General features: G+C 66.4%; 13 protein-coding genes. 6 read left to right on the plus strand and 7 right to left on the minus strand.

Annotated elements, in window-relative coordinates:
• Positions 1–101 precede the first annotated feature (101 nt).
• Genes ACEN2M_RS13650 through ACEN2M_RS13660 form a run of 3 tightly spaced genes read right to left on the minus strand, consistent with a single transcriptional unit; the run spans position 102 to position 4122 of the window.
• The gene (locus ACEN2M_RS13650) at positions 102–941 is read right to left on the minus strand and encodes a glycosyltransferase (RefSeq protein ID WP_441648682.1); all 840 of its coding nucleotides are present in this window, start codon (positions 939–941) and stop codon (positions 102–104) included.
• Complete coding sequence (locus tag ACEN2M_RS13655; protein ID WP_441648683.1) at positions 938–1897, minus strand: glycosyltransferase family 2 protein; 960 nt, start codon at positions 1895–1897, stop codon at positions 938–940. The genes ACEN2M_RS13650 and ACEN2M_RS13655 overlap by 4 nt, the downstream gene beginning before the upstream one ends.
• Positions 1894–4122, minus strand: a complete 2229-nt coding sequence (locus ACEN2M_RS13660) for a hypothetical protein (RefSeq protein ID WP_441648684.1) — start codon at positions 4120–4122, stop codon at positions 1894–1896. The genes ACEN2M_RS13655 and ACEN2M_RS13660 overlap by 4 nt, the downstream gene beginning before the upstream one ends.
• Before the next feature lie 100 nt (positions 4123–4222).
• Between ACEN2M_RS13660 and ACEN2M_RS13665 the strand changes: the two genes are divergently transcribed.
• From ACEN2M_RS13665 to ACEN2M_RS13675, 3 genes are read left to right on the plus strand one after another with little or no spacing between them, the layout of a single operon-like run.
• Complete coding sequence (locus ACEN2M_RS13665; protein WP_441648685.1) at positions 4223–5128, plus strand: glycosyltransferase family 2 protein; 906 nt, start codon at positions 4223–4225, stop codon at positions 5126–5128.
• A 40-nt stretch (positions 5129–5168) separates the two neighbouring features.
• The gene (locus ACEN2M_RS13670; protein WP_441648686.1) at positions 5169–6185 is read left to right on the plus strand and encodes a glycosyltransferase; all 1017 of its coding nucleotides are present in this window, start codon (positions 5169–5171) and stop codon (positions 6183–6185) included.
• Positions 6182–7150 carry an NAD-dependent epimerase/dehydratase family protein gene (locus tag ACEN2M_RS13675; RefSeq protein WP_441648687.1) on the plus strand — a complete coding sequence of 323 codons (969 nt, stop codon included), beginning with the start codon at positions 6182–6184 and terminating at the stop codon, positions 7148–7150. The genes ACEN2M_RS13670 and ACEN2M_RS13675 overlap by 4 nt, the downstream gene beginning before the upstream one ends.
• 72 nt (positions 7151–7222) lie before the next feature.
• Here ACEN2M_RS13675 and rfbA read toward each other — a convergent pair whose 3' ends face one another.
• Entirely contained in the window at positions 7223–8089 is an 867-nt protein-coding gene (gene rfbA / locus ACEN2M_RS13680) for a glucose-1-phosphate thymidylyltransferase RfbA (RefSeq protein ID WP_441648688.1), read from the minus strand.
• Positions 8090–8092: 3 nt separating this feature from the next.
• On the minus strand, positions 8093–8701 hold the full coding sequence (locus tag ACEN2M_RS13685) for a dTDP-4-dehydrorhamnose 3,5-epimerase family protein (protein WP_441648689.1): 609 nt from the start codon (positions 8699–8701) through the stop codon (positions 8093–8095).
• 74 nt (positions 8702–8775) lie between these two features.
• Between ACEN2M_RS13685 and rfbB the strand changes: the two genes are divergently transcribed.
• From rfbB to ACEN2M_RS13700, 3 genes are read left to right on the plus strand one after another with little or no spacing between them, the layout of a single operon-like run.
• Positions 8776–9762 (plus strand): dTDP-glucose 4,6-dehydratase, encoded by a 987-nt coding sequence (rfbB, locus tag ACEN2M_RS13690; RefSeq protein WP_441648690.1) that lies wholly within the window; start codon positions 8776–8778, stop codon positions 9760–9762.
• Between the two features lie 2 nt (positions 9763–9764).
• Positions 9765–10619, plus strand: coding sequence for a dTDP-4-dehydrorhamnose reductase (gene rfbD, locus ACEN2M_RS13695; protein ID WP_441648691.1), 855 nt, complete (start codon positions 9765–9767; stop codon positions 10617–10619).
• Positions 10616–11761, plus strand: a complete 1146-nt coding sequence (locus ACEN2M_RS13700; protein WP_441648692.1) for a glycosyltransferase family 4 protein — start codon at positions 10616–10618, stop codon at positions 11759–11761. The genes rfbD and ACEN2M_RS13700 overlap by 4 nt, the downstream gene beginning before the upstream one ends.
• 43 nt (positions 11762–11804) lie before the next feature.
• Here ACEN2M_RS13700 and ACEN2M_RS13705 read toward each other — a convergent pair whose 3' ends face one another.
• Positions 11805–13172: an LCP family protein gene (locus ACEN2M_RS13705; protein ID WP_441648693.1), complete on the minus strand. Its 1368-nt coding sequence runs from the start codon at positions 13170–13172 to the stop codon at positions 11805–11807.
• Entirely contained in the window at positions 13169–13636 is a 468-nt protein-coding gene (gene purE / locus ACEN2M_RS13710) for a 5-(carboxyamino)imidazole ribonucleotide mutase (RefSeq protein WP_441648729.1), read from the minus strand. The genes ACEN2M_RS13705 and purE overlap by 4 nt, the downstream gene beginning before the upstream one ends.
• Positions 13637–13690: the final 54 nt, after the last annotated feature.

Below are 13690 nucleotides of genomic sequence, written 5' to 3' on the forward strand. Positions count from 1 at the left end.
TCTCAGCCGCACTACCCGCTGGCGGGGGACCACCGAGGCCCCACCCACTCCGTCCGCGTGGTCAACCTTGCACTGGGCAGCGTCGGAGGCGCACCCGGCGATCAGTCGGACTCGTTGGCGTAATCCCTCACGATGAACCGTCGGTACGCCACCCTCCTGACGGACACCGGAACGAAACGGTACCCACCACGCACAAGCACGTTGCGGGTGAACTGGCGCCGGGTCACGAACCCGTCCTTGAGCAGGCTGCGCTGCAGGGCGATCTCGCTGCGGAACAGATTCAGCCCGCCCCGGCGCCCGTACGCGCCCGCGTCCACCCGGTACATCACCAGGGGGTCCGGCAGGTTCGCAACGACTGCTCCAGCCTGGATCATCCGGGCGAACAGCCAGTAGTCCTCCATCAACGGGAGGTCCCGGTAGCCACCGGCCCTGGCCACCACGGACCGGCGATACACCACGGTCGGGTGGTTGAACGGGTCGTGGAACCTGGCGCTCCTGACGATCTCGTCCGGGTCCGTGGGCGGGATTCGCTTGCCAAGCACCCGGCCAGCTTCGTCGAATTCCAGCATGCCGGTTCCGACAAGGTCGAAACCAGATTCGATGACCGCAAGCTGCAGTTCGAACCTGGTCGGCAACGAAATATCATCGGCATCCATGCGCGCGACGACATCGTGAGCACAGTATCCGAGCCCTGTCTCCAGCGCGCGGGCGAGGCCCACGTTAGCGGGCAGCCGCACGTGGTTGACCGGCACGGGCGATCCGGCGGCTGCAGCGGCAACGGCGGCGGCCAGGTCCGTCCCGATCGGTCCGTCCTGCACGACAACGACGTCACTGGGGCGCCGGGTCTGGTCGACCACGGTGCTGGCGAATGCCTTGGCGAAGTAAGCGGCCTTGTCCCCGGCATAGACCGGAAGTAGGAGCGAGAATTCGGTACCGGTCATGGTTTGCTCACCCCGGCTTCGCAGGCAAGGACGTCTTCGGAGGCCTCTCCCAGCCCGGCCAACGCCACCCGGTTGGGTCGAGGGCGGCTGCGAAAGCCGTCGCGTATGCCGCGGCGCAGACCGGATACGAGTACTGGGCGGTTCGTAGATGCGAGGAAGGTGCGCGCCCACCGCCGCACGGTCGATCCGGTGTAAAGGACCTTCTCGGCCGGGCTCAGCCCGCGCGAAAGACGCAGCAGCCAAAGCTTGTTGCGCACCTCGTAGTAGAAGCGTTCCCCTGGGTCGACATCGGTCGCGCCGAGCTTAGCCGTCTTGTGAATAACGACACTGCCGGGCACGAACAGGCCCCGGCTGTGGCGCAAGATACGGGTGGAGAACTCGAAGTCGTCGTTCCAGATAAAGTAGTCCGCGATCGGTAGCCCATGCTTGCGAACGGCGTCTGCGCGAACAAGCATCGACACAAATGAGGAACTCCGCACTGGCAGGGCGCTCCTCGCCGCGGCGGCGGCGCGTTCCCGCGACCCGACAAAGGGCTTTATCCTCGGAGTGTTCATCGGGTGGTCCTGGCCGTCCGTCCACACGACCCTGGAGCCTGCGATCGTCGCTGTGGGGTCGTCTCCGACGCTGCCGAGCAACGCCTCGAGGGCCGTCGCGGTGGGAACGGTGTCGTCGTCCATCAGCCAGACCAGGTCTGCCTGGTGTCGAACGACTGCCCGGGCAGTCCCGATTGCGAAGCCGCCTGCGCCGCCGGTGTTGCGTGCCACCGAGACGAGGTCGGTGTGCCCGTAGCGTTCCCGGACGAGAGCGGCCGTATCGTCGGTGGACGCGTTGTCGACCACCACAATCGCGGCGACCTGAACTGTCTGAACGTCAAGGGCGTCTAGCACCTCGATCAGCAGATCCCGCCGGTTGTAGGCCACCACGACCGCAACGGCGCGCGCAGCTCCCGTGGTCATACGGCGACCTCGGGTGCGGCAACGCGACTGGCGCGCGCCACACGGGCGAAACGCCCTTGACCATCCCTGCGCCGTCCAACCAGGCGCAGGATCGGCCAACCGAGCAGTATCAGCAGCAGCAACGCAGCGGCCGCCAGCTGGGCCGGGTAGCCGGGTGCGTAGAACGACACAGTCACGGTCTCACCGAGCTGATCGGAATCCAGGTCGATGCCGAGCAGGAAGGTGTCAACGGGTGCCGCCGACACCGTGCCGCCGTCGACCTGGTACCCCGGCCAGGGGATACGGCTGAGCGCGACCTGGCCGCCGTCGGCCCCGATCTCATCAACCAGGAATGACACTCCCATGGCATCTTCGCGCAGAACGGTGACTTGGGTACCGTCGGAGGCCCACACGACCGAGCCGGCTCCGGCGACGGGTTCGTCCCGCACGATCAGCCGGGTCTTGGCGGTGTCTTCGGCAACGTGCCAACCCTCGGGCACCACGGACCAATCGCTCTCCGGAACTGCGGACTTGACGGCCTGCACCGAGCTGACACCCATTAGGTCGGCGACGGTCTTCCCGGTCTCCGGCATGGTTGTGAACAGGCGCGCATACAGGTCTCCACAGGTTGCGCCGTTGTACTGCATGCACGTGAGCGAGTTGTACGGCGTGTAGTAGACAGCAGAGTACGCATTCTGGACATCCTCCTCTGTGACGTACCAGAGGTTGCCTACGAGTGTCTCATCCCACGCACCTGGGATGCTGGAGTCGCTGACCCGCCCGGCGATAATTACATCCCCTTCGGCGTTCTCGAGCTGCTGCTGGTAGTCGCTCACATCGTTGGGCACTCGGTAATCTGGCAGCGGCGAAGTGGGCGACGAGACATGTTGCGGAATCAGAAGCAGCACTGTCAGAGCGATGGCGGCACCGGCGACGAGCGGCACGCCCCGCCCCGCCATTCGACCGGCGGATTCGCTGCCGAGCACTGGGAGCGTGCGATCGCTGAGCACCCGATAGGCAACCCACACGGCGATCAGGATCACGGCGGTGACCGCGGCGAGAACCTTGACGTACTGCGGGCCGGCACTAAACGTGAGGCCGGCGCCCATCAGGACAAGACCGCCCGCGAGGAAGAATCGGTTGCGACTTAGGGCGGCTGGACGCGCATTCGACAGCGCGACGGCGACCAGCAACAGCACGGCCAGGGTGAGGTAGGGCATCATGCGCACGGGAAAGCGAAGCGGCCCGAAGTCGCTGGGAAGAAGCACGCCCACGAGCGCGAGACAAAGCACGATCACAATACTCAACCGGCTCCGCAGCAGATGGCGCAGGCGGGTCATGTCAACAAACGCGAGCAGGGGCAGGAACCACGCGATGTACAGCAGCGGGGCGTAGGGGAACTGCGCATTGAAGAACAGCATGCCGGGCGTTCCGACGGGCATGCCGGAAGCGAACAGCCCACTGAGATTCACTGTCAGCAGATCGGTGTTCATCAGTCCGCTGGTGCGTCCGGTCACCGGTGCGGTGAGCAGACCGGGCAGGTGCACAATCACAGCAAAGCTGCCGGAGGCGAAGGCGAGCACAAAGGATCGCACGATGGCCGGCCGATGCCTGGTCAGGAATGCCTCGACGATGAGGGCAGCCAGGGTGAAGGCGAGGAAAATCGTGGCATGCGCGTAGCCGATCCCAACAAGCGCGATACCGGAGAGGATTGGCAGGGTGGGCGACTTCGCCTGCAGCACGGCCCGACGGGCAAGCACCCAGGTCAGGGGCAGGAAGCTCCATGCCATCAGTCCATTGGCCCACGAGGGGGCATCCATGTAGAGGGTGAAGCCCGCTAGCGGCGCGGCGACCGCAACCAACGCTGCCCAGGGGCGCAATGCGCCGAAGTTGCGCGCCAAGGCGTAAACACCGAGGCCACCGACCAATAGGCAGATCATTTTCACGACGGTGCTGAAGATCAGGGCACTACCGGTGAGGTGGGCGCCGATGCCCACTACCCAGAGGACCGGACTCAAAATGCCCCAGGCGCCCTCAGCCAGGTAGTTGCCTGATTGCCAGACTCGCGGGTTGATCAGAGACCAATCCAGGTCGAGGACCCGACGGCCGATCTCGTACCACTGGCCGAATGCACCGGATTGACTGTCGTCGACGTAGTAGAAACCGGGGTCGAACAGCAGCGGGATCGAAGAACCCGCCAGGATCGCCACCACGACGAGAAAGGGCCACACTATTTTGGACTGCACCAGAAGATTATCCCTCACGGTGCCTTCACAACCGCACGACAGGGGCAGCCGCTATCGTGGTGGTGTAGTTTCCGACAACGAAACGAGCCATCACCTACACATGAGTACCAACGTGCCACCTTCGGCCCCCACCCCTTTTAACCAGGACGAACCGCTCGTCTCAATCGTGATTCCCGCGTACAACAACGCGGACTATCTCGATGACACTATGAAGTCGGTGCTCGGCCAGACCTACACGAACCTCGAGGTGATCGTCTCCGACCACTCGTCCACGGACGACACCTGGGCAGTCATGCAGCGCTACAGCGCCGACACCCGAGTCACCCTGCTGCATACCGAGGGCGGTGGCGGTGCGTTGCGCAACTGGAACCGGGTGAGCCAGGCGGCCACCGGCGACCTCATCAAGCTCGTCTGCGGCGACGACCTGCTCTACCCCACCATCGTGGCCCAGCAGGTGGCGGCGCTCGTCGCTGAACCCGGCGCCGTGCTCGCCGCCTCCCCGCGCGACATCGTTGATGCCAACGGTGTTCCCGTGATCAAGAACCGGGGACTCGCCGGACTGGTCGGCGTTCACGACGGCACCGTCGCGGTGCGGAAGACGATCACTCAGGGCACCAACATCTTCGGTGAACCCGGCTGCGTGCTGATGCGCCGCAGCGTCCTGGAGAAGGTGGGCTGGTGGGATTCCCGCTGGCCCTACCTCATCGACGAGACCTCCTATTCGCTCGTACTGCTCGAAGGCAAGTTTGTGGGGGTTCCCGGCAGCCTCGCCGGTTTCCGGATCTCCGACAGCCAGTGGAGTGTCCGGCTGGTCGCGGAGCAAGCCGCGCAGGCGATGGGTTTCCACAACTGGATGGCGAAGACCCGACCGGATGTTGTCTCCGGCACTGACCGGCTGCTCGGCAACACCCGCGCCAGGGTCATGGCTCAAGTGCGCAGGCTCGCCTACATTTGGCTCGGCCGCCGCATGTCGAAGGCGGTGAAGACGGATGCAGCAAACGCCTGACCCGGCCGACGAAACGGCCCGTGTGATAGGTTCTGAACCCGTGACACTCCCCTCTGCAGGCCCCGACGTCGCTGACCACAGCATCTCGATCGTCATCCCCGTCTATCAGGGCGAACGCACCCTGTCCGATGTGCTCGACGAGATCGAACCGTTGACGCGGTTGAGCATTACTCCAGACGGCTACACCTTTCAGGTGGAAGAAGTCTTGCTGGTCTTCGATCACGGCCCCGACAACTCGGCTTCGGTGATACGTGACATCACCGAACGCTACCCGTTCGCGCGCGGCATCTGGCTGAGCAAGAACTTCGGTCAGCACGCGGCCACCCTGGCCGGCATGGCCTCCTCCGGCGGTGACTGGATCGTCACTCTCGACGAGGATGGTCAGCACGACCCGCGCGCGATCGGCGGGATGCTCGACACTGCCATGCGCGAGCAGGCCAGCGTCGTCTACGCCAAGCCCACCAACCCGGCCCCGCACGGACCCATGCGCAACGCCGCCTCGAAGACGGCGAAGTACCTGCTCACGAAGCTGTCCGGCACCGGCGCTGCCGCCGACTACCAGAGCTACCGGCTGATGCTCGGCAACATCGGTCGCAGCGTCGCCGCCTATGCCGGCTCCGGGGTTTACCTCGACGTCGCTATCGGCTGGGTCGCCTCCCGCGTTACGACCTCCCCGGTCGAATTGCGCGAGGAGGGCGAACGTAGCTCCGGCTACTCGGCGCGTCGGTTGTTCTCGCACTTCTGGCGAATGATCCTCACCACCGGCACCAGGGGGCTCCGGATCGTCAGCGGTCTCGGCGTGATCTTCGCCGTAATCGGCGTGATCTTCGCAATCGTCATTTTCATCCAGCGACTCGCCGGGGACATCGCGATCCAGGGTTGGGCGTCCCTCAGTGTCCTGGTGTTACTGAGCGCCGGATTCATCCTGTTCTCCCTGGGCATCATCGCGGAGTACATCGGCATCAACGTGAACATGGCAATGGGTAAGCCGCCCTACCTGATCACGACCGACCCGGCGGATGGGCCTCTCGGGCGGACGCGCAAAGCCGTCAAGTGACCACTTACGCCTGGGTGATCGGCGCCCGCGGCCTGCTCGGTGGCGCCACGTCGGCCACGATCGCGCGTCGCTCCGACTGGGTGCTGCTGCCCGCGGATCCGTTGCCCTGGTCCGATGACGACGCCCTGGTCGCCTCGGCCGCCGCCACCGCCGAGAGGCTGCTCCGTTCCGCGGCCACCGACTCCGCCGACTGGGTTGTGCTGTGGCTGGCCGGCAACGCCGTGACCTCCACTCCCCCGGCAGCGATCGCGCGGGAGCTACACCAGCTGCGGCTCGTGCTCGACGTCATCAGCACCGCGGCAGGGGCGCACGGCACGGCGGGCCGCGGCGCCATGTTCTACGCCTCCTCCGCCGGCGGGGTCTACGGCGGCTCCGCGCATCCGCCGTTCGACGAACAGAGCACCCCGGTGCCGATCTCCGGTTATGGCCGGTTCAAGCTCGACGCGGAGGCGAGCCTGTTCGATTTCTCCCGCGCGTCAGGCGTCTCGGTGCTTGCCGGCCGGATCGCCAATCTCTATGGGCCGGGCCAGAAGCTCGGCAAGATGCAGGGCCTGATTTCCCACCTGGCCAAGGCCCAGTTCTCGCCCAAGCCCGCCTCGATCTTTGTGCCGCTGGAGACCATGCGCGACTACATCTTCGTGCGCGACTGCGCGGAGCTGGTCGTGGACTGCATGGCACGCCTGCTCGCGGTGTCGGCGAGCAAGGGCCGCAGCGAGATCGTCAAGAACATCGCCTCAGGCCAGGCCGTGACGATCAGCAATCTGTTGGGGCACATCCGCACCCTGGCCAAGAGCAACCCGAACGTCATGCTGGGCTACTCGGCCGAGGCGTCGATGCAAGGTCTCGACCTGCGCATCAGCTCAACGGTCTGGCCGGACCTCAACCGTCGACAGCTCACCAGCCTGCCCGCCGGGATCAAGGCGACCATGGACGATGTCCTCTCCCACATCCAGTCGGGCGGCTAGCCCGCCCCGGCTACTGCGAAGGCCCCGTGGATCGCGTCCGCGGGGCCTTTCTCTTGATGTCGGCGAGTGCTGCTAATCGTTCTTGAGCAGGCCGGAGAGGTAGACGCCGTAGCCGCTCTTGGCGAGCGGGGCGGCGAGCTTGGCGAGTTGGGCGTCGTCGATCCAGCCGGCGCGCCAGGCGATCTCTTCGATGCAGCCGATCTTGTGGCCCTGGCGGTCTTCGATCACGCGCACGTACTCGGAGGCCTGCATCATCGATTCGAAGGTGCCGGTGTCCAGCCAGGCGGTGCCGCGGTCCAGGACCTGCACGTGAAGGTTGCCCTGGTTGAGGTAGCGCTCGTTGACGGTGGAGATCTCCAGCTCGCCACGGGCGGACGGTTCGATCGACTTGGCGATCTCGACAACCGAGTTGTCGTAGAAGTACAGCCCGGGGACGGCGTAGTTGCTCTTGGGTTTGGTCGGCTTTTCTTCGATCGACACGGCGGTGAGGTCGGCGTCAAACTCCACCACGCCGTAAGAGGTGGGATTGGACACGTGGTACGCGAAGATCAGAGCGCCGTCGATATCGGCGTTGTTGCGCAACGCCGTGCCGAGGCCGGCGCCGTGGAAGATGTTGTCGCCGAGGACCAGGGCCACACTATCGTCGCCGATGAAATCCTCACCGATTGTGAATGCTTGCGCGAGGCCGTCCGGGGATGGCTGCACGGCGTACTCGAGACGAATGCCCAGGTCGCCGCCGTCGCCGAGCAGTGCCTTGAACTGATCGTTGTATTCGGGGGTGGTGATGATGAGTACCTCGCGGATGCCTGCCATCATCAGAGTCGACAGGGGGTAGTAGATCATCGGCTTGTCGTAGATAGGCATCAGCTGCTTGGAGATGCCCTTGGTGATCGGCCACAGGCGTGTGCCAGAGCCTCCGGCGAGAATGATTCCGCGCATGGTCTAGTTCCGTTCGTTCAGCGACTGGTAGTAGGCGCGAGCGGCGTCCCAGGTGGGCAGCAGCCCGCTCGCGGCGGCCTCGGCGAGGCTGGGCGCGTCGGTGTCCTTCGGGGATAGCAGGAGTTCTCCGGCAGCGGACGGGAAGGTCAGACCCACTTCCTCGTCGAGCGGGTTGATGCCGTGCTCGGCGCCCACGGTGTAGGTGGAGGAGACCAGGTAGCTCACGGTGGCTTTGTCAGTCAGCGCGACGAAAGCGTGACCGAGGCCCTCGGCCAGGTAGACCGCCTTGCGGTCCACGTCGTCCAGAAGCACCGAATCCCACTGCCCGTAGGTCGGTGAGCCGACCCGGATGTCGACGATGTAGTCAATGATCGCGCCGTGCACGGCGGTGACGTACTTGGCCTGCCCCGGCGGGATATCGGCAAAGTGGATACCACGCACGACGCCGCGACTGGACACACTGGTGTTCGCTTGGCGCAGGTCCAGCGGGTGCCCGATGGTCTCGCTCAGCTTGTCGAAGCGATACCACTCGAGGAACACGCCCCGATCGTCACCGAACTGCTTGGGCGTTATCTCGTAGGAATCGGGCACGGAGAGTTCACGAATCTGCACGTTCGCCAGCCTAGCAAGGCGTGTCCGGTAGAATCACGGAGGCACCTATACGCAAACGGAATGGTTATCTACGTATGAAGATCCTCGTCACCGGCGGCGCCGGGTTCATCGGCTCGAACTTTGTTCGCCGCACCCTGCAGGACGCCTACCCCGGCCTGGAGGGCGCGGACATCGTCGTCCTCGACGCCCTCACCTACTCCGGCAACCTGGAAAACCTGGCCCCCGTGGCCGATTCTCCGAGGTACTCCTTTGTGCAGGGCGACATCCGCGACGGCGCCTTGCTCGACACCCTCTTCCCCGGCCTGGACGCCGTGGTGCACTTCGCCGCCGAATCCCACGTGGACCGTTCGGTGCGCGACGCGTCGATCTTCGTCGAGACGAACGTGCTCGGCACCCAGCAGCTCCTGGACGCGGCGCTCCGCCACGACCTGCCCCGCTTCGTGCACGTCTCCACCGACGAGGTCTACGGCTCCATCGCCGAGGGCTCCTGGAACGAGGAACGCGCCCTGGAGCCCAACTCCCCGTACTCCGCCTCCAAGGCCGGCAGCGACCTGCTCGCCCGCAGCTACCACCGCACCCACGGCCTGAACGTGTCGATCACCCGCTGCAGCAACAACTACGGCCCGTACCACTTCCCCGAAAAGGTCATCCCGCTGTTCGTGACCAACCTCATCGACGACCTGCACGTTCCCCTCTACGGCGAGGGCAACAACATCCGCGACTGGCTGCACGTGGACGACCACACCCGCGCCATCGCCATGGTCCTCACCCGGGGCCGCGCCGGCGAGATCTACAACATCGGCGGCGGCACCGAACTGACCAACAAGGAACTCACCGAGATGCTCCTCGAGTCCGCCGGCAAGGACTGGTCCTACGTCGACCGCGTCGCCGACCGCCTCGGCCACGACCTGCGCTACTCCGTGGACATCTCCAAGATCCAGGCCGAACTCGGCTACGCCCCCGAGGTCCCCTTCGAAAAGGGCCTGGCCGACGTGGTGCAGTGGTACCGCGACAACCGCTCCTGGTGGGAACCCCTCAAGGCCCGCGCGGCGCTGATCTGAGCATGACCCGTTACCTGATCACCGGCGCGGCCGGAATGCTCGGTCGCGACCTGCAGGGCGCCCTCGCGGGGCGCGACATCACGGCCGTGGACCGAGCAGAGCTGGACATCACCGACCTTGCCGCCGTTCGGGAGGCCGTCACCGGCCACGACGTGATCATCAACGCCGCCGCATACACCGCGGTGGACGCGGCGGAGGAGAACGAGGCCGCCGCCTACGCGGTGAACGCACTGGGGCCCCGCAACCTCGCCATCGGCGCCGCTGCCGTGGGCGCGAAGCTCGTGCAGATCTCCACCGACTACGTGTTCGACGGTGCCGGTAACCGTCCGTACCCGGAAGACACCGAGATCGACCCGATCAACGCCTACGGCCGGACCAAGGCCGCCGGCGAACAGTTCGTCCTCACCGAGAACCCCGCCGGCAGTTACATCGTGCGCACCGCGTGGCTCTATGGCGCGCACGGGCCCAACTTCGGCCGCACCATGCTCACCCTCGCCGCGGGCCGGGACACCGTCTCCGTGGTCGCCGACCAGTTCGGCCAGCCCACCTGGACGGTCGACCTGGCCGCCCAGATCGTGGCCTTGCTCGACGCCGACGCCCCCGTCGGGATCTACCACGGCACGAACTCGGGGCAGACCAACTGGTTCGGCTTCGCCAAGGCCGTGTTCGCCAACGCCGGGCTCGACCCCAAGCGGGTGCTGCCGACCGACAGCTCCCAGTTCGTGCGACCCGCCCCCCGGCCGGCCTACTCGGTGCTCGGCCACGACGCCTGGGCGGCCGCCGGCCTGACCCCGATGCGGCCCTGGACCGAAGCCCTCACCGACGCGGCGTCCCACGGCGCGTTCGACCCGTCATGATCACCCTCAGAGTCATCGTCGACCAGCTGGTCTCGCCTGTCCCCGGGGGACTCGGCCGGTACACCGAAGAGCTCACCCGCTCTTTGATCAGCACCGCGCCCACCGACTGCGTCGTGGAGGGCATCGTCTCGGCGACGACGCAAGAGAACTACGAGTACATCGAGTCATCGCTGCCCGGCCTGGCCGGACTGCACAAGATGGCACTGGGCCGACGCGAACTCTCCGCGGCCTGGCAGCTGGGCGTGGCCACGTCCGCCGGCCACGGGCTCGTGCACGCTCCGGGCCTGTTCGCTCCGCTGCGCCGCCACGACAGGGCCAGGGACGAGACGCAGGTCGCCGTGACGGTGCACGACGTGCTGGCCTGGACGCATCCGGAGTCGCTCACCCCCACCACCGTGGGGTGGTCCAAGATGATGCTCAAACGCGCCCGCAAGCACGCCGACGCCATCGTGGTGCCCAGCCACGCCCTGGCCGACCAGCTCAGCGAGATCATGGACTTCGGCGACCGGGTACGCGTCATCGGCGGTGCCGTCAGCAGCGGCCTGCAGCTGCCGACCAACTCCGCCGCGGCCGAAACCATCGCCAACGACCTGGGCCTGCCTGACGAGTACATCCTCACCGCGGGCACGCTGGAACCGCGCCGCGCCGTCACCGCCCTGATCACGGCCCTCGGCCTTCCCGGCGCGGCCGACCTGCCGCTGATCGTGCTCGGACCGGACTCGTGGGGCGAACTCACCCTCGCCTCCGTCGCGGACGAGGCCGGCCTGGCACCGGACCGGGTGCGCTCGTTAAACGGGCTCACCGATCAACAACTAGCCCTGGTGATGTCGCGCGCAACGGTGTTCGTGTATCCGAGCCTCGAGGAGGGTTTCGGGCTGCCGATCATCCAGGCCTTCCACTTCGGCACTCCGGTGATCCACTCCGATGCGCCCGCCCTGGTCGAGGCCGGCGGCGACGCCGGCTTCACGGTGGCGCGGGACGACCCGGCCGGCTATCCCGAACGGCTGGGCGCCGCCCTGCACCGCGTGCTCGGCGACACCGAGCTCTCCAACCGGTTGCGCATCTTCGGCAGCGACCGGGCCAAGGCCTTCAGCTGGCGGGACACCGCCGAACGGGTCTGGCAGCTGCACGCCGACCTGTAGCGGGTCGGCCGCCGGTCAGCGGTCAGCCGTCAGCCGTCAGCCGTCAGGGTGCCGGGGTCTCCTCGGTGACCGGGTTCAACGCGGCGTCGATCAGGCCGGCGATGTACGCGTAGTCGGGGTCGGTCGGGTCGATCCCGTTGTCGGGAACCAATTCGACCGCGCCGACGGGCAGCTGCTGGGTCTTGGTGGCGAGGTTGGTGAAGTAGCCGAGCATGCCCTGCGGCACGTCGGTCTTCACGACTTCCTGGCCTGCCTGGGCAACACCCTGGAACTTGGTGAGCACGTTCGTCGGGTTGAACTGCTTGAGGATCGCTTCCTGCAGCACGCGCTGCCGGGACATCCGGTCGTAGTCGCTCGAGCCGTGCCTGGCCCGGCCGTACCAGAGGGCGGTGAAGCCGTCCATGTGCTGCTGGCCGGGTTCCACCCAGCCCTCGACGTCGCTCAGGTCTTCTTCCCTGCCGCCGATGGGCAGCCGCTCTGCCACGTTGATGTCGACCCCACCGAGAGCATCGATGAGCTGCGAGAAGCCCTGCATGTCGATGAGCACGTAGTACTGGATGGTGAGTCCGGTGATGCCGCTGGCGGCGTCGCGCATGGCCTCGATGCCGGGCTCGCTGCCCTCGGCCACGGCGTTGGGGTACATCTCCGGGCTCTTCAGCTCGACCTCGGTGTAGATCGAGTTCAGCTGGCAGACATCCACGTCGCAGGTGCCGTTGTAGCCGTAGCCGTTGGGGTACGAGGCGTACAGGGGGGAGTCTTCCGGGAACGGCACGTACTCGAGATCCCTGGGGATGCCGATGATGTCGGCCTTCCCGGTCTCGGCGTCGATACTCACCACCGAGGTGCTGTCGGGTCGCATCCCCTCGCGGTCGGCTCCGGCGTCGCCACCGAGCAGCATGATGTTGTAGCGGCCGTCGACCGGGGGCTCCGACGGGCCCACGGCGAACACCGTCGAGAGGAACCCGCTGGCCGTGGTGGCCACGTAGGCGCCATAGCCGGCGGTTCCGGCGACGATGACCATGACAACCGTCGCCAGTCCGGCGATGAACGGCCGAGCCTTGGGCCTGGCCTTCACGAGCCGGGACAGCCGGATGGTGTCGAAGGTCAGGATGACCCACATCACGGCGTAGAACACCATGACGGCGGCCATCGCCCACAGCCCGATCGAGTTGGTGGCCACGGTGAGCAGAATCTCAGGATTCAGCGCGTAGACGACGCCGGCGATCACGACGAGGGTCAGGAAGCTGATGGTGGCCCGCAGGCCGAACCGGCCGAGCCCGCGGCTTCCTGCGAGCACCTGGGCGGAGCCCGGGATGAGGATATTGAGCACCACGAGCCACCAGGCCCGCCGGGTCATTACCTGGCTGGAGCCGGAGTTCGGGTACCGGATCGGACTGCTGGCGCTGGTCATAGCTTCGCTTGCAGGGCCGTGTTCTTCTGCTCCACCTGCTCGGCCAGCTGGTCGGCGTAACCTTGCAGCTTGAGGCGCAGCGTGTCATCCGCCGTCGCCAGGATCTTCACGGCGATCAGGGCGGCGTTGCGGGCGCCGCCGATCGAGACCGTCGCGACGGGAACACCGGCGGGCATCTGCACGATGGAGAGCAACGAGTCCAGGCCGTCCAGGCGGCCGAGTGGAACCGGCACCCCGACGACGGGCAGGGTCGTCACCGCGGCGAGCATGCCGGGCAGGTGCGCCGCGCCGCCGGCTCCGGCGATGATCACCTTGAGACCGCGGCCGTGCGCATCCTGGCCGTACCGGATCATCTTCTCCGGCGTGCGGTGGGCGGACACCACCTGCACCTCGTGGGCGACACCGAATTCGCTAAGCAGCGCCGCGGCGTCGCTCATGACGTTCCAGTCGGAGTCCGACCCCATCACAACGCCGACGAGCACGGCTGAAGCGGGGACGGACTCGGGGGCAGGAGTCAC

Source organism: Cryobacterium sp. W22_MBD10_FK3 (assembly GCF_052113745.1).
Lineage (GTDB): Bacteria > Actinomycetota > Actinomycetes > Actinomycetales > Microbacteriaceae > Cryobacterium.

Coding starts and splice junctions, on each gene's coding strand:
- ACEN2M_RS13650 (WP_441648682.1), bottom strand. CDS start 941: ATGACCGGTACCGAATTCTCGCTCCTACTTCCGGTCTATGCCGGGGAC.
- ACEN2M_RS13655 (WP_441648683.1), bottom strand. CDS start 1,897: ATGACCACGGGAGCTGCGCGCGCCGTTGCGGTCGTGGTGGCCTACAAC.
- ACEN2M_RS13665 (WP_441648685.1), top strand. CDS start 4,223: ATGAGTACCAACGTGCCACCTTCGGCCCCCACCCCTTTTAACCAGGAC.
- rfbA (WP_441648688.1), bottom strand. CDS start 8,089: ATGCGCGGAATCATTCTCGCCGGAGGCTCTGGCACACGCCTGTGGCCG.
- rfbB (WP_441648690.1), top strand. CDS start 8,776: ATGAAGATCCTCGTCACCGGCGGCGCCGGGTTCATCGGCTCGAACTTT.
- rfbD (WP_441648691.1), top strand. CDS start 9,765: ATGACCCGTTACCTGATCACCGGCGCGGCCGGAATGCTCGGTCGCGAC.
- ACEN2M_RS13700 (WP_441648692.1), top strand. CDS start 10,616: ATGATCACCCTCAGAGTCATCGTCGACCAGCTGGTCTCGCCTGTCCCC.
- ACEN2M_RS13705 (WP_441648693.1), bottom strand. CDS start 13,172: ATGACCAGCGCCAGCAGTCCGATCCGGTACCCGAACTCCGGCTCCAGC.
- purE (WP_441648729.1), bottom strand. CDS start 13,636: ATGGGGTCGGACTCCGACTGGAACGTCATGAGCGACGCCGCGGCGCTG.